The sequence below is a fragment of the Ruegeria sp. AP7 genome (assembly GCF_056539905.1).
This window is the reverse complement of record NZ_JBQFVT010000003.1, coordinates 137,307-155,175: the sequence shown is the minus strand read 5'-3', so window position 1 is coordinate 155,175 and position 17,869 is coordinate 137,307. Positions and strand designations below refer to the sequence as shown.

Here is a 17,869-nt window from a genome sequence, read left to right as displayed (position 1 = left end):
TGTGACGCGACTAAAGCTGTGCGCATGAGTCTTACATTGCCTACCCCCGCATCGCCTCTGAAAATCGGTACCCGTGGATCCCCGCTGGCGCTGGCGCAGGCCTATGAAACCCGTCAGAGGCTTAGTGCCGCTTTCGACCTGCCTGAGGACGCGTTCGAGATCGTGGTGATTAAGACGACAGGTGACAACCGCGCCATGATCGACGCGGACCGACCGCTGAAAGAGATTGGCAACAAGGGTCTGTTCACCAAGGAAATCGAAGAGGCGATGCTAAAAGGCGAGATCGACATCGCCGTGCATTCGACAAAGGACATGCCGGTCGAACAGCCTGACGGGCTGGTGCTGGATACATTCCTGCCACGCGAAGACGTGCGCGATGCCTTTATCTCGCCGTCATTGAGCTCGATTCACGATCTACCCGAAGGCGCTGTTGTCGGGACGTCTTCGCTGCGCCGCCGGGCGCAATTGCTGAACCGTCGGCCCGATCTGAACGTGGTTGAGTTTCGCGGCAATGTTCAAACCCGGTTGAAGAAACTGGCCGATGGCGTGGCCGATTGTACGTTTCTGGCCATGGCCGGTTTGCGCCGGTTGGATATGAAAGACGTCCCAGCGACCGCCATTTCCACGGTCGACATGCTACCCGCTATTGCTCAGGGCACGATCGGCATTGAAAGACGCAGCGATGACACGCGCGCTGCAGAAATGCTGGCTGCAATTCATCACGTTGAAACCAGCCAGCGGCTCGCCGCCGAGCGCAGCTTGCTGGCCGGGCTGGACGGTTCATGTGAAACTCCGATAGCTGGATTGGCTGAAATCCGAGATGGCCAGTTACATCTGCGCGGCGAAGTTCTGCGCCCGGACGGGTCCGAGGCCATCAAAGATGAGGTAACCGCATCGGTCGATGACGGGATCGAACTGGGCCAGTCCATGGCGACATCTCTTCTGAAACAAGCTGGTCCAGGTTTCTTCGATTGGCGATAAGAAAAAAATTTATACAACTTCAAGGTAATGTGAACTTCTTCACTGTATCTTCTGTTGGATTGTCTAAATATGAGTTTATTCCAATGAGGATGGAAGGTCGGTCTCGAATATATCGAAAGTTTTAGCCCGTTTTTGTTTTAGATAGTATTCGAGGGGGCGAGATTGATCTTTCTGGCGGGGCGCAGTTGAAAATCAGCTGCGCCTCGTTCTTTCTCCAAAGTAATCGGGTGATGATACTATGTAGCGTTTTCGCGCAGGCCATTATGATGACTGAATACCGGTTGGGCATGCACCATCTCCGACCGAAAATCCGCAGCACGGCCGGGTAATGTGCCATAGAATGATGCCAGACCCGGCTCGACTGTCGCAGCGAGCGCTGCGCATTCTTTGCTTAGGTTCGCAACGTCAAACTGTGACGCCCGCGATCGAACGGCTTCCAATAGCCTAAAATGCGCAGCCTCCAACGCTTTAAACTCAGCGCTGCCCGCTAGATTCCTGTCACCGACAAGAAGGTAAACTGGTTCTGGTTCACTCTTGCCCTTCAGATCAACAAATCCCGCCTCGAGCAGTGCCAGATCAGATTTTGTGGCCTGCTGTATCGAGTGTGAGACAAGTATGTCGTAATCCACATGTCGGCAATTCTGCTCGATCCGCGCGGCCACATTCACCACATCCCCGATAACCGTATAGTTGAAACGACGCCGCGAACCGATATTGCCGACACAGGCGGCTCCGGTCGCGCACCCGGTGGCGAGGGCAATCGGAGGACGATCGCGCATAATGGAGGAAGAGTTAAAATTCTCTAACGCCACCCGCATTTTCAATGCGGCCAATGCAGCGCGATACGGATGATCATCGACCGGCAGTGGCGCATTCCAGAAGGCCATGACCGCATCGCCGATAAACTTATCGATGGTTCCGCGTTCGACAAGAATCTGGTCCCCGATTTCAGAAAAAAGCGCGTTTAGCAAAGCCACCAAATCTGTGGCGGATACCGACTCGGACAAGGGGGTAAATCCTCGAATATCCGAGAACATCACTGTGATCTCCTGAGATTCTCCACCCAATTGCAGTTGATGCCCATTGGCCTCCATCTCATCAAGAATCTCGGGCGCTACGTAATGCGAAAAGGTTTGACGGATCACCCGCTTTTCCCGTTCGGTTGAGATAAACAGGTAGCCTGCCAACAACCCGAAATTTGCCATTCCTCCGGCCAAAGGGAAGGTCGCATCAAACAAAACCGATTGATTCTGAAATGAAAGCCAGCTGATAAGGATCACCACCATTGCCGCTACGCCGCCTGTGACAAATGATGCAACCGCTCCAAAGTTGGACATCACCACGGTGACAACAATGCCAAGAATCACAAATGCCACCAGTTCCAGCGCGGCGGTCACATCAGATCTGCTGAGCAAATCACCAACTAAAATCTGTTCGATAATCTGCGCGTGAATCGAAACGCCTGGTACGGACTCACCCAACGCTGTCTGGTGCATATCGAACAAACCGGCCGCAGACGTGCCCACCAGTATGATATGGCCCTCGATTTCTGATCGAAGCGCCGGATCATCAGGGTTTTGCATGATTGCATCTGCCGACAGATATAAATCTGGCTGATCTTTTCGATACCTGACCCAAACCTCGCCATCTTCAGTTGTTGGCAGTCGAAAATCTCCGATTTCGACCGCAAGTACGATCCCTTCTTCCTCAGAAGAGCCCTCGACCAGAATGTAAGGGGCATCCAATGCAACTCTCAAAGCTTCGATGCCCAACCCCGGCAGCGCCCCGTCTGGTCCACCCCACAAGGCTGGAACTCGTCGTACGACGCCCATCCCCCCAATCGGTGAGACATTAACGCCGCCGATTCCCGCGGCGCTGCGGTCAAGAGGTGGTGCAATTGGTGTCCAGTAAGGCACCGAGACCAACCCCGCGGTCGGGTTTTCTCCGATCTCGACGATGCCGGCCTTGGAGCTGATCTTACTTCCTTCCTGGGATGTTCGGGCGGCGGTGCCCAGTACGACTGGCCAACGAGCAACCTCTAGCCCAAACACGACATCGTAGTCGGTTTTTTGCGCATTACTCTCAACGGTCAGAACCCCTGCAAGCGACGGGTCTTTGAGCAATCGCGCGGGGGAATATCTGTCAGGCTCGGCAAACAGCATATCAAATGCTATGGCCGCCGCGCCGTTTTCACCTAGATTTTGAACCATCTGCGCCAATAGTGTGCGCGGCCAGGGCCATTGACCCCAGCTAGCCAATGACTGCTCGTCTATATCCAGAACCTTAACCGGTAATTCGGGGTTGTATTCCCTTGGCGAGATGCGCTGAAGCACGTCGAAGTAGATCAGGCGAGACATACGTACGGGGTAGGGGTCCAGAATTCTTATGAAGCAACCCAACAAGATCAGCGCCAAACCAGCCAGGCGAAAACCCAGTCGTCGACTAATTCTGGCTTTGATCTTACCCGCCACATTCGCCTCCTTGGCGCTGGGGGAAAAGTAGGCTTGCGATGTCTTCACCTACCTGTTTGCGGCTGCGGACGCGTTGCCTCTATCACCCGGGCTACCGCTATTCCCCTTGCCATGCCCGGGACCTTTACCTTTGCCAGGGTTCCCTGTTCCGCCTGAAGGTCCGGTTCGACCAGCAGGATTTGAACCGTCCCCTTGGCCAGAACGATTTGAGCTGACGTCTGGTTCAGGCTCTGGCGCTGGGGGTTCCGGTGTCGGAGGTTCAGGCTCAGGTTCCGGTTCAGAAGTTTCAGCTCTGGACACCCTCGCCACTTGGGTCTGAATGACCCTTTGAGGTGCCGCGCTTCGTTGAACCGGAATGTCTGATTGCCGAACCGCAAGAGGAACAGATTCCCTAGCGCATCCGCCAAAATCGACCTGAAGCGGACTCAGCAGATCCCTTTGCGACTGAACGAATGGAAAGCCATTCTTAAGGGCCAACTCATATTGTTCCTGGTCGACGGGGCGACCAACATTCCCACCCAGTGAAGTCGCGAACAGGCTGCACTGGCGCCCGGTCGAGCGGCACCTACCCGATCGACTGCACATTCGGACCTTACCTTCCAATACCAGCATGGCACTTTGCTTACCCGGGACAACCCACATGTCGAAGGTTGTGCCACGAACGGCCATGGTCGCTGTGGGGGTTTGTATGGAATAGGCTCTTTTCTTACTTTTACCCGAAATGAATCGAAAACTTCCACCCAAGGCCTGAACCGCGAAAGATTTTGCTTTCTTTTTTCCGCGCAACATTGAGACATCCAGCACCATTTGTGCATTCGGGCCGATTGCGATCTTGGTATCATCTACGAACAACAACTGTACGACGCCGGATCGGTCGGTAGAAATGGTATCTCCGGAAACAACCTCCATCCCTTCACGCAGACGTATCTTTTTGCCAGCGCGAACTACATCGGCGCCCTGCTTGGCACTCAATACTTTTCCGATAGAGGCCGTGACCGATGCCGGTAATGCAGCCAGAACCATGAAAACAAAAAACAATCTTAACCAGGCCAAACCCAAGTCCCCTTCCCCCAAAAGGTACCCACTGGGATGTTAAATCACCCCTCGCCCGATATCTGTCGCCTCAGAAAGCTAAATCTGATTAGTTATTCAACCCATTAAATCTAGACAAATATGCGCTCAAACCGGTGCATTTGGCAAGCATCGGGGTATTTGCCTGCGTTTCCCGCGTTTTGAAATCTCTTATCCAAGGCTCGGTACAGCCACATCATTGGATTTGATCAACAGTTCTCAGAACAACTTTTCAGGCGCAAAATGTGCGGGGTCACGTCTGCGCATCGGCGAGACATCCCCAGATCGCACAATGCTTGGGCCAGACATCCTCCTCCTCGTCATAGAACCGCTGGGCGTGCTTGTTTGCGACGATGGAAATCGGCACGCAGTCCAGGCGGTGACGATGCCCCCGGCGAATTTTGGCGTGCGACGGTCGATGGCAAAAGCGTGTCATTGGGCTGGGTCTCCTACACTTTCCACGCCCTGACCCGTAAGGTCGGCAATACCACGCCGCAGATATTAGGCGTTCCTTTGATCAGAAAGCTCTTTGCAGGCTCACCCCATACGCGGATCAACCAGTAGGTATACGCCTGAAAACCGCCCAAAACAGCGATCACTGCTTTTGGCGAAATCCGGCAGGATTCACCTACTTAGGTGTAATCCACCCATTGGACTTTATCGTCAGTCAGCTCCAAATGCGTGACAGCGGCTTTACACAGAATATCTACCGCCAGACCAACCGCGGTCCGGTAATCTGCATTCTCCAGAGACTTTCCGCCCCCCATGAAGAGCGTGTTGCTCCGGGACAATGATGAGGCTCCAGAGAGCGAAGGTAGGAACCGGACAACCCGCTCCTCCACCCACGACAGGCATTCCTCGGACGCGCGGATCGCCGGGCGGGCCAGATGCTCGTTATTTTTCCCGTCAGCGAACTTGAAAAGATCAAACAGAAATTCGTGCTGTTGTATCCCTCGGTCAGAGGCCTCAGCGGTCCGGAGTGCATGCCGAGAAATTAGAATGTGTAGCGCGTATTGCCACCACGATATCATTTCGGTGCTGTCTCGAGGATCAAATTCCCGCCCTTGCCTCGGCGACTGTCATCGCATCGCAGAGAGCTGCGTTCCCGCTCTCGACCAAAGCGATACCGCAAGCTTCGTTTTGAGCGGCCATATCGAGATTACCTACTGGGTTTCGTCTCTCCTGCGGTCGCGTTCCTGCAATGCACGGATGCGCATCCGTTGTGCGGCCTGAATATGTGCACGCATCTCCGTCTCAGCAGCTGCACCGTCGCGAGCGTTCAAAGCCGCCATAATGCGCCGATGCTCAGCCACCGCAGCCTCGGCCCTGTCACCATCTAACAGTTGAGACGGCCCAAGGACCAGCAGAGCCTTTTGCAAGGATAACATCGACTTTGCCAGAAACCGGTTCTTGGCTGCATCCAGCAGTGTCGCATGAAAAATCCGGTTGATCCGCACAGCATCCGGGCCCGTGCCTGCCTCCACCAGTCGATCATTCAGAACCTCAAGCTCATCCAGTTCGACACCGGACGCAGCGCGGGCGGCCAAACGGGCAGCTGTCCCCTCAAGCACCGCGCGCATTTCATAGAGCTCCATCACCTCTGCATAATCCAGACTGCGCACGGTTGCGCCCTGCCGTGGAACATGGGTCACCAATCCATCAGCCTCCAATTGACGGATCGCCTCGCGCACCGGGGTGCGGCTAACTCCCAATCGTTCAGACAACTCTATTTCTCGCAGGCGTTCACCGGGCAGAAGATTGCCTTCGCGAATATCGTCCAAAAGACGTTGGTACGCGGAATAGCCTTGCGGGCCGGGCTGTAAGGGGTCGTCCTGTATGGTCACATTAGGCTCACTTGTCTTATTGCATCCTGTTGTATACAGTTGAATACAAAACGAGTCAATAACGCTGGAAAATATTCCTTGCCCACGCTGATCAACACAATGCCTCTTCTGACAAAGCGGGCCGTAACACTCGGCCTTGCACTTCTTGGCACCGGAGCTTTCTGGACGTTGAATCTGCCGCTGCCCTTTCTTTTTGGACCGATGAGCGCCTGTCTGATTGCGGCCCTCGCGCATGCGCCGATGGAAGGGTTCGGGCAGGTGTCAGTGGCAGCGCGCACCATTCTGGGTGTGGCGGTGGGCGCATCAATTACACCTGCCCTATTTGCGGAATTGCCTAAAATGGCCGCGTCGATTGCACTGGTCCCATTTTTCATCCTGTTGATCGCGCTGATCGGCGTACCATTCTTCCGCCGGGTCTGGGGTTTCGATACGACAACCGCATTCTATGCCGCCATGCCCGGCGGCTTGCAGGACATGATCATTTTTGGGACCGAAGCTGGAGCCAACCCGCGCACTTTGTCGCTGATCCATGGCACGCGCGTGCTGATCATCGTGACGCTGGCCCCGCTGTTTCTGACCATGTTCTACGGCGCCGAGCTGACAAACCCGATCGGAGAACCCGCACGCGACCTGCCGCTGCACGAGCTGGCCCTAATGGTGCTTGCTGCCTTTATCGGCTGGAAGGGTGGCGAGCGTATTGGCCTATTCGGCGCATCGATCCTGGGGCCGATGATCCTGACGGCTGCTTTGTCTCTCGGGGACTTCATCCATACACGACCACCGCGCGAGGCCATCCTGGCTGCACAATTCTTCATTGGGTGCGGAATTGGCGTGAAGTTTGTCGGTGTTACCTGGGTGGAGTTGCGCAAGGTCGTGGCCGCGGGCTGCGCTTACGTGGTTGTGCTGGCCATGCTGGCAGCGGCCTTCACAGCTGTTGTAACCACGTTGGGGTTTGGCAAACCGGTCGAAGCGTTTCTGGCCTTCGCACCCGGCGGGCAGGCCGAAATGACGGTTCTGGCCATCGTCTCAGGCGCGGATCTGGGCTTTGTGATCACTCACCATCTGACAAGGATCGTGTTGGTGATCATCGGTGCGCCCATCGCCGCAAATCTCATTCTGCGCTGGTCCAAACCTCGGGGTTGATCATATGGATCGGCGCACCTTCAGTATAAGCGTTTACCTGATCGAAGATGTCAGCAAACTGCAGGTCAAACTCATCTTCGGTCACAAAACCGGTATGCGGCGTCGCGATCAGCTTGGGATGTACCAGCAACGGATCGTTCGGGTCGGTTAGTGGTTCGGTATCGAACACATCAATTGCGGCTCTGCCAGGGCGACCGGCGTTGAGCGCTCCAAGCAAGGCACCTGGAGTGATCAACCCGGCCCGCGACGTGTTAACAAACAGCGCGCCCGGTTGCATCTGTACTAAATCCGCTGCGGTAATGATCCCTTACGTGTCCGGTTTCAGGGGCACATGGACCGAGAAGATATCGCTGTCGGCAAAAAACGCATTGCGGCTGGGCGCAACCTGCACGCCATCCGCCCGAGCGCGCGCCCGGCCGTCCAGAACGATCCCGATCTTCTCTTCCGCAGAATACTGTTTGCGCATCGCGCGGCGGATGTCTTTTACGACCTTCTCACCCTGGCTCTGCTTGGTTCCGGGTTTCTTTCTCATCTCCACTCCTTGGCGGCTACGATGAGCCAAAAACCCTCTCTTATCAAATCAACCTAATCTGTCCCATGGGCGCTGACGTCAGACACGGCGATGCCGAACGGGGATTCGATGTGTTGTGGAGTTTCGAACCTGGTGGATGAGTGGTGTGTCGCTGGGAATTGGTTCAGAAAAAAAATCCAATTCTTGCCCATAATCCACGTAAGTCGGTGTGTTTTACCGTGATTTCAACGGGTTCACCAATTTTGTCGGAGTAACGCACAAAAAGGAAATTTCGCCTTGTATTCCCGGCGCTTGCAAGGATATACCCGTCGGCGGAGACGTGGCCGAGTGGTCGAAGGCGCTCCCCTGCTAAGGGAGTAGGCGGGAAACCGTCTCGAGGGTTCGAATCCCTTCGTCTCCGCCATATATCATTGAAATTAAATGATAATTTACGAAGTCATCGACGCGCAGGGTTGTCACCAGTACGGTGCCCGGCCACGGTGGCCCAAGATAGAACCGTTTCAATGCACCCGCGCAGCCGAGAGGCAGTTTCAGTTTTTGTTTGCCAAATTGGCTGGAGAACTCGAAGAGCATCCTGCACGGTGATTTCGTCAACGAGCAACTTTCCAAGTTCCGGCATCGCATAGGTGTTGATGGTGTTGCGCCATTGATCGCGGTGTTTTTCGTTTTTGAATGCATCCCGTTTTGCAGCAAGGCATTTTTCGGTTGCTTCGGCAAAAGACAACCCTCGTCTTTGGGCCATGACGAGCGCTTTTTTTGCAGACTTTCGTTCTTCCACAGGATCAACCCCTTTCCGGATTTGATCCTTCGCTTCCCGTGCACGCTCTCTTGCTTGGGCTAATGAAGTGTCAGGATATTCGTAACAAGATTTTGCAACTTCCGAGACTGGGTGTAGGTGCGTTTAAACTGCTACATGTATAATATTGATTTCATTAAAGAAAATCTTGGAACTTTGCCTATGAGTTTGCATGCTACAGAGAACTCATCGAATAAACAGGCCGTCAGGCTTATCTGCGGTGCCCAAATGCAGCTTACTCCCAATCGCCAGCAGATGAGCGCCAAGTGTCGGCTTCGCCACCCCAAACACTGGCGCTGACGCATGGCGTTGGGTTTATTCCGTCGCAATTGGATCCATGAATACCTGCTACGACAACGCGTCGACGCCCAAAATCAACGACCGTCCAGCCTTGGTTGAGCAAGGAGTGCACCTCTTCGCTAACCCAAAAGTGCGACATGCATCCGCCAGTTCCGCAATAAAGAGATGCGGCGCTTGAACACGCGAAACCAGACTCATTCAGAACCCAGTCGCGTCGTAGATCTCCGTCGAGATCGACCCTCTCAACCGCACCCCAGTCTAAGTCAAACTGACCGTCGTTGAACTCCGCGCAGGCCTGTGCCGCCAGATCAACCTTCGCCTGCAAACCGGGCGGAAGTTGCGATACATCAGCCGCGACAGCTGGTGTGGTCCAAACAAGGCCCGAAGCAAGCACAACCCCGGCGACCAAACATTTCATCTGACGCGCTATTTGGGAAGCTGGTTGGAAGGAGGTATCAATTGCACTGATCATACCTGTAGTCCCCATATTCCAGCCAGTTTGCCGAGCCTTCGCTAAAAATCAGAAACTCGGACCTGTCCTCCCCAAGCAGGGCGACGACAAATCCGGCGGGCGGTACAGAGTTTCCGAAGTAACTGTAGGCCGTCATGGCTCTGATCGACTCGCCGTTGACCGTTACTCGCGCGTCCCACTCCCCCGCTGGATTGTCCAAAATTACGGGTTCGATGACACGCTCTATCGCTCCGCCACCACAATAGACGATGCCTTCGGGCGCTTCGTAGGAGGCCCCCTGATTAATATCTGACTCGCAGGCGGAACGAAGGGACCGAATTGCCGCGCTGGAACCCTTTAAGTCAAAGAATCCATAGCTGATATTTTGATCAATCATAGACAGGTTAACCGATGCATTGGCTGCAAGCTGGTCCAGTACAAAACCATAGTCCTCTTGACTATTGAAACTGACCTCGACGGGATAGTTATCGACGATCTGCAAGGCAGCGTTTTCTGCGCCAACCTGAAATGCCCCGACTTCGGTGGTGCCGTTCTTCAAAAATCGAATGGAGAGCCCCTGCTTTTCCACGATGTCCTGGCTATCCTCATACCCAGCCGGAGCAAAGCGGATACGATTACACTGAAGTTCCAGCGTCATGTTTCCGGTCTGAAAAAAAGCATTGGGGTTAGGCCCGGAGTTGAACGACCACTCCGCTGATGCCGTAGTCGACATAGCCATCAGTAGCATTCCAATGGAAATCGATTTGAAACTCATTTTCTCTCTCCATGGTGTTGTGGTTCGTACCGTCATTCAGCCAGAGTTTCCGGCCCGTTACTCCGGCAACCAGGTTAGGAAACAGGTGCGCCGTATTCGTTTGCGCCTTCTTGGGAAGGTCGCGTCAGCCACCAGATCATCAGGATGGACAGAACCAATTGAAGAATTGAGACAACAACAATGCCGGTCACGCCCAGGACGGCCGCAGGTCCTCGCAATGCATCGGGGTTTTCGGTCCCTTGCTCCAATACCGAGAAGAACGCCACCCCACCCAGCATAACAAAAAGAGTTACAATGCTGAGCGCCATCGGCAATAGCAAGTACCAGCCAGGTCGTCCTGTATCGTGCAGCCTCCGCCAACCGGCGGCCAGCATAGGTATGAGAACGGCCAGTTGGAAAACAGAGGACAGAACCCGTGATCCCTGCGCCGTTTCAGGGTTGGTCCCGAATAGGATCGTATCCAGCACAGCTAAAGCCGTACTCACGAGAACCACAAACAAGAAGAACCACCAGTATTCTGAGCGTATAGCCCGACCGGAAAACTGGAAGTATTTCGAGAAACACGTTTTAACGGCTTCACCAAATCCCATTTTTCAATCCTTTCTTAGTTTCTGTGCGGCCTCAGAACGCCTCGCGGACCCAAAAGCACGCCTTCGCCCTTCTGGGTTTTCCCGCCTTCTATTTTTGTTTGAACGCCAAAAACCTATCTTTCAAAAAGGTAGCAAAATTTACGCGCGGAAAAAATGTTGATTTATCAAAAATTAGATTCAAACATGCGAATTTGACTAAGCTTTATCTGACCCACGTTGTTATCGGCCTCGGCAATCAACTCGATATCGTTCCCCCGACCAATCCGTTGGCGACAAATCTTTGGGGTAGGTAAGCACCGGATCGAGCTGTGCTCAATTGGCTGAGTAGAAGCGGGCGCTTCAAAAAGGAGCATCCAAGTTCACTAGATTCGATGGACCCTGATGGAGAAGAAAATGACCAAAAAGACAGTGATGATTGCAGGCACAACTTTGTTTGCATTTCTTGCGGCATGTGACGAAACGAGTACGTCTAGCGCGTCCGCCGAACCCACACCCGCTCAGCAGGCATGTTTGCGAGATGTGGCCAAAACCACGAACAATTCGCAAGTCGTAGTGCTCTCGTCCGCGTTTAGCGAAGCTGGAACACAAGTCACTGTCGGCGTTGGTGAGGATCGTGCTCCTTGGAATTGTATTGCTTACACGGATGGTGCGACAGCTGGTATCGAGTTCCTGGGCGACGAAGGCGCACTGTAATCTGGTCGCTGTGTATCTCGAAAGCACCAGTCGTGATCAAATTTGAGTACCGGTAAGCTCAGACATTCAAACCTCGTAATAGGATTGGGTTTTAACATGCTCAATCATGCTAAGGTTATAGAAAATGCCCGTAACCAACTCGGTTGTATTTGCGATCATTTACACTTTTGTGGCTATTGTATCAGTCCCAAAATACAGCATGGCCCAAACTTGGGACATCGCATCCCAGCACTCTGTCAGTGGCGTAACGGTGTATGATACCGATGAGCTGTTAACGTTTGCCGGTCAGTTGGCCTTTGACCGGTCGGGGCGCATCACAGCGGCGGATGTCGCATCAACGATTACGCAGATCTACCGAGAAGACGGTTACTTCTTGGCTGAGGCCTGGCCTGGTCCCGATGGGCAGAGCATAGTTGTTGATGAAGGGCGTATTCAAACCATCGAAATAGAGGGGGTAGATACACGCACGTTCCAAACCTTGGAAAATATCTTTCGCCCCCTCACCACCGCATATCCTATAACTCTAAAACGATTTGAGCGGGCCGTTATGTTAGCCGAGGACATACCCGACTTGGACGTGTCGACCGAACTTGATTACCCGGATCAGGCTGGTGCTCGGCTGAGAGTGTTAGGAGAACCTCTACGCAAACAAGCCGGCAGTGCGACACTCGACAACCCTCCGCGTGAGCTTGGAGAGGCGCTCAGCTTCTATATCGTACAAGAGTTTTATTCGACGCTGACCGTCGGCGATTTGCTGCGCTTTGAGGGGTCAGGCAACTACAATTGGGACGAAGACGACGAACATTCATTGTGGGGCGCTGTTACCTATCGCGCACCGTTGAACAGCAATGGCCTGTATGGTGAGATTTTCTACGGAAACATAAACGCAAAACGTGACCTCTCGGGAGATTTTGCGAGAACAGATGTTGATGGCGAGAACTTCACCGTCGCGTTGGGTTACCCAGTGATCCGCGATGTGGCCCGCTATGGGTACCTTCTGCTGGACTATCGCCTTTCCGAAGCGGACTCAGTCAGTGGCGGCGTTCCATTGTCTAGTGACGCGAGTGTCGTTGGCCTTACATATCTTTACGGGCAAAACTATCCAAAAGGACAAGTTCTGGAAGCGGGACTAACCTTATCTTTTGGCGATAACGACAATGACACGACGGACGCGAATTTTGACGACGGAGACTCTTCGTTCTGGCATCTGCGGGGCGGCATTGGATACGAAAGCCCGCTAACGAGCTTGTCGCCCAACACAGCTTGGCGCACTGAGATTTGGGGGCAGTACACCACCGACCGGCTGCCCTCGGTAGAGGAGTACTTCCTTGGTGATCGTTATGCTTTGCGTGGATATCGGTTTGACGAAGTGGATGGTGATTCCGGGATTTCCGCGATTTTCGAAGTGTCTCACTCCTACTTTCCAAGTTCCCAAAGCATTCATCGCTTAACGCCCTTTGTCTTTTTTGACGTGGGCTACATCTCGAACAATGACCCTGCGAGTTTTGAAGTTGATAGTGCTACACTGGCCTCGACAGGTCTGGGTTTGGACATTGAGTTTAAGCAAAACCTATTCCTGTCCGGATATGTCGGTGTCCCTTTGAGAGACGGTCCGTTGACTGACTCTGGCGATCCTGGCGCGTATCTTGCTCTGACAACAAGTTGGTGAGGATGTTATGAAACGGAACCGCATTGTTTTACTTTCCGCAGCTTGTTTGGTCGCAGAGCTGGCCGCCACGCAGGTCGTCGCCCGCGGCAATCATTACGGGTGGTGCCGTGGCGTAGGGAACCCACACCAATCGAGCCAAGGATGTGGGCAGGCCGGCGGGCAAGGGGCAGGCAACCAAATTACCGGTCCAACGCAGCCGGTGGCAAATCAGTTGCCACCTCAGGGAACGCCGCAAACGCCCACCTCCGTTGCTGTGCCGGTCCTTGCGCCGGGCGCGGTCCCGAATGCAATTCCCAGTCGGGTTCCTATCGCGACGCCAATAGCGATTCCCGGTCAAGTTCCAACGCCGATCGTAGCGCCAACCCTAGCTCCGCCCTTGGTGCCAAATCCAACACCAAACCAGGTTCCGACAGCCGTTCCCAATCAGGTTCCGCCATTGGCTACTGTGCCGCCGCAAGTTCCGACTGCGACTCCTAATCAAGTTCCGATAGCTGTCCCTGGCCAGGTGCCGCCTCAGCCTAATGTGCCGCCCCTTGTGCCAACCGCGACACCCAACCAAATACCAGTCGCCGTTCCTGGTCAGATTCCTCCTCAGCCTACCGGCCAAACTGCTGTGCCACCGCTCGTCCCGTCCGCGACTCCTAATCAGGTTCCCATAGCGGTTCCTGGCCAGGTTCCACAGTTGACACCAAGACCTACGGCAACTCACGTAGCCGTCCCAGGACATAAGAATCCACAAGGTGTCGTGACAATCATGCGCCCTAGGCCGAGGCCAACAACCGGTACTGTTCAGCGACCTGGCTCAACACAAGTGACCCACCACTTAAGTCACCAAAGCAACTCAAAGAAACACGATCACGTCGCAGCGACACCGGGACGGCATGACCCGCACGACCTACCGAGATTCCGCAACGCGGCGGCCAAGGAAAACTGGGAATGTGTTGCCAGCGGATTCGGACAGCGCCGGTATGATGCTGGGCGAGGCGTATTGCTCAACAACGGAGCGTTGCGGCACCTCGGAAACGTGGACGCTATGGCACGAGATGTCCCTGCACGGCATCCAAAACACTCTGGATGCATTATTTCGGTTAAACGAAAGCAGCGCTGAAGCTCACTTGGTGCGTTTTGCTCGGACAATGAGATTAATCGACCAAAAGTTCCTCAATTGTCATCTGGATAATTGGATTTCGTATTGCCCTTATTCCCTGGCGATTACGTTGGCCGACGTAGCCCGACAATGCTCCGCACCTAAATTTACATCAAATAGGCCAACAATCTTTACTGCCGCACATCCACGAAGAGCCTCCGACCATCTGGGCCGGTCAGGTTCGGCGGTCACCGGATTACCGGAATGAAAGGTCAACCCCTCCCTGATTTCGAAGGTAATCGACTTGCCGTCCTCTGAAACATCCCAGCTTTCCGCAACGTCCGGCTGATATCCTGCATCCAGATCCAGAGGGTCAAAATTGACAAGCTTTTGGTAAACATTGCGGCTGACATCGGACCCGGCGAATTCAAAGCTTTCCGTGGCGTCCAGTGGTGTGATGTCGTCAATACGGTTCGCGATCACCAACATGTTTGGCGGCGTTTCCGCGATTGCCGAAGTCGAGGTCACAGCCAGCGCTAATCCCAGCGCCGCGCCGGTAAGCAATCTATTAAATGCGTTCATTTTGTCCTCTCTGTCATCAAGTTATTCACTAACGGTTACGATCCCCAAGTCTTCTCAAGTACACGCAACCAGTTTTCATGGCAGAGCTTCTTAATGAGCTCTTCGCCGTATCCATGGGTTTCCATGGCATCTCTCAATCGGGGCAGCATCGATACGTCGGTCACATCGTCTGGAACCACGGCCCCGTCATAGTCCGACCCAAGCCCGACCCGGTCCTCACCCAAGATTCCGATCAGGTGATCTAGGTGTTTCAAAACCTGTGTCAGCGGCACGTCAGAAAGCATTCGCCCATCCTCTCGTAGAAACGCGGCGGCAAAATTCAGTCCGACCATCCCGTCGCTTTCTGCGATTGTGCGAAGCTGATCGTCGGTCAGATTTCGAGCGTGCGGGCAAATGGCGTGCGCATTCGAATGCGTTGCTACCAAAGGCGCATCTGAATATCGCGCAACGTCCCAAAAACCTTTCTCATTGAGATGAGACAAGTCCAGCATGATACCAAGCGCGTTGCAGCGTTGGACAAGTCGCAGACCATAATCGGTCAACCCCGGGCCGGTGTCTGGCCCTGAAGGATATCTGAACGGCACACCGTGCCCGAAAATGTTTGGCCGGCTCCAGACCGGACCAAGCGAACGCAGCCCCGCAGCATGAAAAACGTCGAGGGAATGCAGATCGGCATCAATCGCTTCAGCACCTTCAATATGAAATATCGCCGCCATCCGACCCTGCGCCAGACAATCCCGGATATCTGCGACTGAGCGTGCAACACTCAACGCGCCCAGCCTTTCCAGTTCCAACAATATGGCAATCTGGCTCAGTGCTGCCGGAAAGGCGTCTTCAGCATCTATCTGATCGGGAAGCGGCAGGTCATATCTGGGCTGGACCATCTCTTCCATCTTGGCGTCGACATCCATTGGCGACGGCACCCACACGGCAAAGAACCCGCCGCCAAACCCACCCTCTTTGGATTTGACCAGATCGATTGCGCCTTCCAGGCCGCTCAGAAATTGGCCCGCTTCTGAAACACCACCGGTCGAAGCCAACTTGGACAACACATCATTGTGCCCATCGAAAATGAGGGGGAAGGTGTTCAAAGCCGTATCACCCGAATTAAGTATCAATCCGATACACACTAACAGACGTTATCGTCATGATTGTAAAAAAAATTCAATGAGTTTTACTCATAGAGCTAGTCGGATTCATGAGGGTGCAAGTCGATGAAGAAAACACGCAACTGGCACTCACTACCGGAGTATCAAGCCTTGCGGGCCCTCATGCAGGCAGGAACCACTGCCGCCGCTGCACGACAACTGGGCCTGTCTCGATCAGCCGTCAGCCGATCTGTTGGCAGTCTTGAATCCCGACTTGGGAAAATACTGTTTGAAAGGGACGCGGGCAGACTACGCCCGACGCAAGAGGCCGTGCGATTGAACATGCGTCTCGACCCCTTGTTCGAGGCTCTCGACCGGATCGATGGACCGGGTGAAACCGTCCAGGAAACGTTACGCCTTGTCGCACCTCCAAGTTATGCCCACCGCTATATCGTCACGCTCATCGCCAGTTTCATACGTGGAAATCCGGGTTTTTTTGTGAACCTGGAGGTGACGACCTCAGACATGGTGACATTGGGCGTATTGGAAAACCGCTTCGACTTGGCGGTAACCGGGATTGAGCAAAGCCGCGCGGGGATCAAACTGATACCGTTCAGGGAATCGCCAGCAGTTTGCGTAATGCGACCCGAACATCCACTTGCCCAACGCAGTGCGCTCGCCCCCGCAGATCTGCATGAACAAGATCTGATTGCATTGACATATCGCCACGGCAGACGCGGGCAGCTTGATCGATTACTGCATCAGGTACGAGCGGAACCCAGAATTGTCGCCGAGGTTTCGACCTCGTTCGCAGCAGCCGATATGGCTCGGGAGGGCCTTGGGTTGGCTGTGATCAATCCCTTTCCGGTGTACATGTATCGATCACCGGACCTGACTTTTGTCCCGTTTGAAGCGCCCATGCGATATCGTGGTCACTTCGTCATTTCGGATCAAAGGCCGGTTCCTAGAATCGCCCGCGCATTCATGCGACATCTTCGGCTAAACACGCCATCGGACCCATTCTCCGATAAAAATTTATGAGGCGGTTGGGCTTACGACCCGGTTTGTTAAAACAAAAAAGCCGCTCCCTGTGGGAGCGGCTTTGATTTCACTGTCTCTGAGACGAGGATCAGGCGGCCAGGGCTGCCTGAGCTTTGGCGACGATCGCGCCGAACGCTTCCGGTTCGTGCACGGCCAGGTCTGCCAGAACTTTGCGGTCCACTTCGATACCGGCCAGGTTCAGGCCATTGATGAAGCGGGAATATGTCAGTGCTTCGTCATGCGAACGCACAGCAGCATTGATACGCTGGATCCACAGCGCGCGGAAGTTGCGCTTGCGATTCTTGCGGTCGCGGGTTGCATACTGGTTGGCTTTGTCAACGGCCTGGGACGCAACTTTGAATGTGCTCTTGCGACGACCATAATAACCTTTTGCGGCTTTGATGATCTTCTTGTGACGGGCGTGGGTTACGGTTCCACCTTTAACGCGGGACATCTCTCAAATCTCCTCTTAGCGGTCGTAGGGCATGTAGCCCTTGACGATCTTGGCGTCGGGGGCGGACAGGGTGGTGTTGCCACGGGCATCGCGGATGAACTTCTTGGTCCGCTTGATCATGCCGTGACGTTTGCCGGCCTGGCCAGCAAGGACCTTACCGGTCGCAGTCACCTTAAAGCGCTTCTTGGCGCTCGACTTGGTCTTCATCTTAGGCATTTCCGTCTCCTTTTCCGGGTTCGGTTTCAGACGCGACTCGGCATGCCATCTCGGCCGGTCACGCGATCAGAAGCGCCGTTTACGC

At 54.3% G+C, this 17,869-nt stretch carries 19 protein-coding genes, 1 tRNA gene and 2 pseudogenes; 6 read left to right on the top strand and 16 right to left on the bottom strand.

All coding sequences use genetic code 11. The features are described 5' to 3' along the window. The first annotated feature begins 24 nt into the window (after nt 1–24). A complete protein-coding gene (gene hemC / locus ACR0KN_RS07970) occupies nt 25–981 on the top strand; it encodes a hydroxymethylbilane synthase (protein WP_480652659.1) in 957 nt (318 codons plus the stop codon). 236 nt (nt 982–1,217) lie between these two features. On the opposite strand, the gene ACR0KN_RS07965 is transcribed toward hemC, so the two are convergent. From ACR0KN_RS07965 to ACR0KN_RS07945, 5 genes are all read right to left on the bottom strand, one after another. Then, entirely contained in the window at nt 1,218–3,452 is a 2,235-nt protein-coding gene (locus tag ACR0KN_RS07965; RefSeq protein WP_480652657.1) for a CHASE2 domain-containing protein, read from the bottom strand. A 48-nt stretch (nt 3,453–3,500) separates the two neighbouring features. Further along, nucleotides 3,501–4,505, bottom strand: a complete 1,005-nt coding sequence (locus ACR0KN_RS07960) for a FecR family protein (RefSeq protein WP_480652655.1) — start codon at nt 4,503–4,505, stop codon at nt 3,501–3,503. A 271-nt stretch (nt 4,506–4,776) separates the two neighbouring features. Beyond that, on the bottom strand, nt 4,777–4,959 hold the full coding sequence (locus tag ACR0KN_RS07955) for a hypothetical protein (RefSeq protein WP_480652653.1): 183 nt from the start codon (nt 4,957–4,959) through the stop codon (nt 4,777–4,779). 196 nt (nt 4,960–5,155) lie between these two features. After that, complete coding sequence (locus tag ACR0KN_RS07950; protein ID WP_480652651.1) at nt 5,156–5,314, bottom strand: hypothetical protein; 159 nt, start codon at nt 5,312–5,314, stop codon at nt 5,156–5,158. 372 nt (nt 5,315–5,686) lie between these two features. Beyond that, the gene (locus ACR0KN_RS07945; protein WP_480652649.1) at nt 5,687–6,367 is read right to left on the bottom strand and encodes a GntR family transcriptional regulator; all 681 of its coding nucleotides are present in this window, start codon (nt 6,365–6,367) and stop codon (nt 5,687–5,689) included. Between the two features lie 99 nt (nt 6,368–6,466). Between ACR0KN_RS07945 and ACR0KN_RS07940 the strand changes: the two genes are divergently transcribed. Continuing rightward, complete coding sequence (locus tag ACR0KN_RS07940; protein WP_480652647.1) at nt 6,467–7,510, top strand: AbrB family transcriptional regulator; 1,044 nt, start codon at nt 6,467–6,469, stop codon at nt 7,508–7,510. On the opposite strand, the gene ACR0KN_RS07935 is transcribed toward ACR0KN_RS07940, so the two are convergent. Then, complete coding sequence (locus tag ACR0KN_RS07935; RefSeq protein ID WP_480652967.1) at nt 7,479–7,811, bottom strand: NAD(P)-dependent oxidoreductase; 333 nt, start codon at nt 7,809–7,811, stop codon at nt 7,479–7,481. The genes ACR0KN_RS07940 and ACR0KN_RS07935 overlap by 32 nt on opposite strands. Before the next feature lie 6 nt (nt 7,812–7,817). Beyond that, entirely contained in the window at nt 7,818–8,042 is a 225-nt protein-coding gene (locus tag ACR0KN_RS07930; RefSeq protein ID WP_480652977.1) for a hypothetical protein, read from the bottom strand. Nucleotides 8,043–8,355: 313 nt separating this feature from the next. Between ACR0KN_RS07930 and ACR0KN_RS07925 the strand changes: the two genes are divergently transcribed. Further along, nucleotides 8,356–8,445, top strand: a tRNA-Ser gene (locus ACR0KN_RS07925). Between the two features lie 33 nt (nt 8,446–8,478). Here the strand turns inward: ACR0KN_RS07925 and ACR0KN_RS07920 are convergent. The 5 genes and pseudogenes from ACR0KN_RS07920 to ACR0KN_RS07900 form a co-directional block, all read right to left on the bottom strand. Next, nucleotides 8,479–8,784 (bottom strand): phage integrase central domain-containing protein, encoded by a 306-nt coding sequence (locus tag ACR0KN_RS07920; protein ID WP_480652965.1) that lies wholly within the window; start codon nt 8,782–8,784, stop codon nt 8,479–8,481. Between the two features lie 30 nt (nt 8,785–8,814). After that, a pseudogene (locus tag ACR0KN_RS07915) lies at nt 8,815–8,889 on the bottom strand (integrase arm-type DNA-binding domain-containing protein); the annotation flags it as partial. Between the two features lie 184 nt (nt 8,890–9,073). Further along, nucleotides 9,074–9,556 carry a hypothetical protein gene (locus ACR0KN_RS07910; protein WP_480652645.1) on the bottom strand — a complete coding sequence of 161 codons (483 nt, stop codon included), beginning with the start codon at nt 9,554–9,556 and terminating at the stop codon, nt 9,074–9,076. Nucleotides 9,557–9,593: 37 nt separating this feature from the next. Beyond that, nucleotides 9,594–10,364: a hypothetical protein gene (locus ACR0KN_RS07905; RefSeq protein ID WP_480652474.1), complete on the bottom strand. Its 771-nt coding sequence runs from the start codon at nt 10,362–10,364 to the stop codon at nt 9,594–9,596. A 74-nt stretch (nt 10,365–10,438) separates the two neighbouring features. Beyond that, entirely contained in the window at nt 10,439–10,954 is a 516-nt protein-coding gene (locus ACR0KN_RS07900) for a DUF805 domain-containing protein (RefSeq protein WP_480652472.1), read from the bottom strand. Between the two features lie 393 nt (nt 10,955–11,347). Here ACR0KN_RS07900 and ACR0KN_RS07895 point away from each other — a divergent pair, with 393 nt between their 5' ends. Beyond that, the gene (locus ACR0KN_RS07895) at nt 11,348–11,647 is read left to right on the top strand and encodes a hypothetical protein (RefSeq protein ID WP_480652643.1); all 300 of its coding nucleotides are present in this window, start codon (nt 11,348–11,350) and stop codon (nt 11,645–11,647) included. Between the two features lie 124 nt (nt 11,648–11,771). Continuing rightward, the gene (locus ACR0KN_RS07890; RefSeq protein WP_480652641.1) at nt 11,772–13,316 is read left to right on the top strand and encodes a ShlB/FhaC/HecB family hemolysin secretion/activation protein; all 1,545 of its coding nucleotides are present in this window, start codon (nt 11,772–11,774) and stop codon (nt 13,314–13,316) included. Nucleotides 13,317–14,643: 1,327 nt separating this feature from the next. On the opposite strand, the pseudogene ACR0KN_RS07885 reads toward ACR0KN_RS07890, so the two are convergent. Together ACR0KN_RS07885 and ACR0KN_RS07880 are read right to left on the bottom strand one after the other, a co-directional pair. Beyond that, nucleotides 14,644–14,985, bottom strand: a pseudogene (locus ACR0KN_RS07885) (ABC transporter substrate-binding protein); the annotation flags it as partial. Between the two features lie 35 nt (nt 14,986–15,020). Beyond that, nucleotides 15,021–16,076 carry a dipeptidase gene (locus tag ACR0KN_RS07880; RefSeq protein WP_480652639.1) on the bottom strand — a complete coding sequence of 352 codons (1,056 nt, stop codon included), beginning with the start codon at nt 16,074–16,076 and terminating at the stop codon, nt 15,021–15,023. Nucleotides 16,077–16,199: 123 nt separating this feature from the next. Between ACR0KN_RS07880 and ACR0KN_RS07875 the strand changes: the two genes are divergently transcribed. Then, on the top strand, nt 16,200–17,114 hold the full coding sequence (locus ACR0KN_RS07875; RefSeq protein WP_480652637.1) for a LysR family transcriptional regulator: 915 nt from the start codon (nt 16,200–16,202) through the stop codon (nt 17,112–17,114). Nucleotides 17,115–17,202: 88 nt separating this feature from the next. Here the strand turns inward: ACR0KN_RS07875 and rplT are convergent, their stop codons facing one another. Both rplT and rpmI read right to left on the bottom strand, forming a co-directional pair. Then, on the bottom strand, nt 17,203–17,568 hold the full coding sequence (rplT, locus tag ACR0KN_RS07870; protein WP_010443553.1) for a 50S ribosomal protein L20: 366 nt from the start codon (nt 17,566–17,568) through the stop codon (nt 17,203–17,205). A gap of 15 nt (nt 17,569–17,583) precedes the next feature. Then, nucleotides 17,584–17,784, bottom strand: coding sequence for a 50S ribosomal protein L35 (gene rpmI / locus ACR0KN_RS07865; protein WP_010443552.1), 201 nt, complete (start codon nt 17,782–17,784; stop codon nt 17,584–17,586). Between the last annotated feature and the right edge of the window lie 85 nt (nt 17,785–17,869).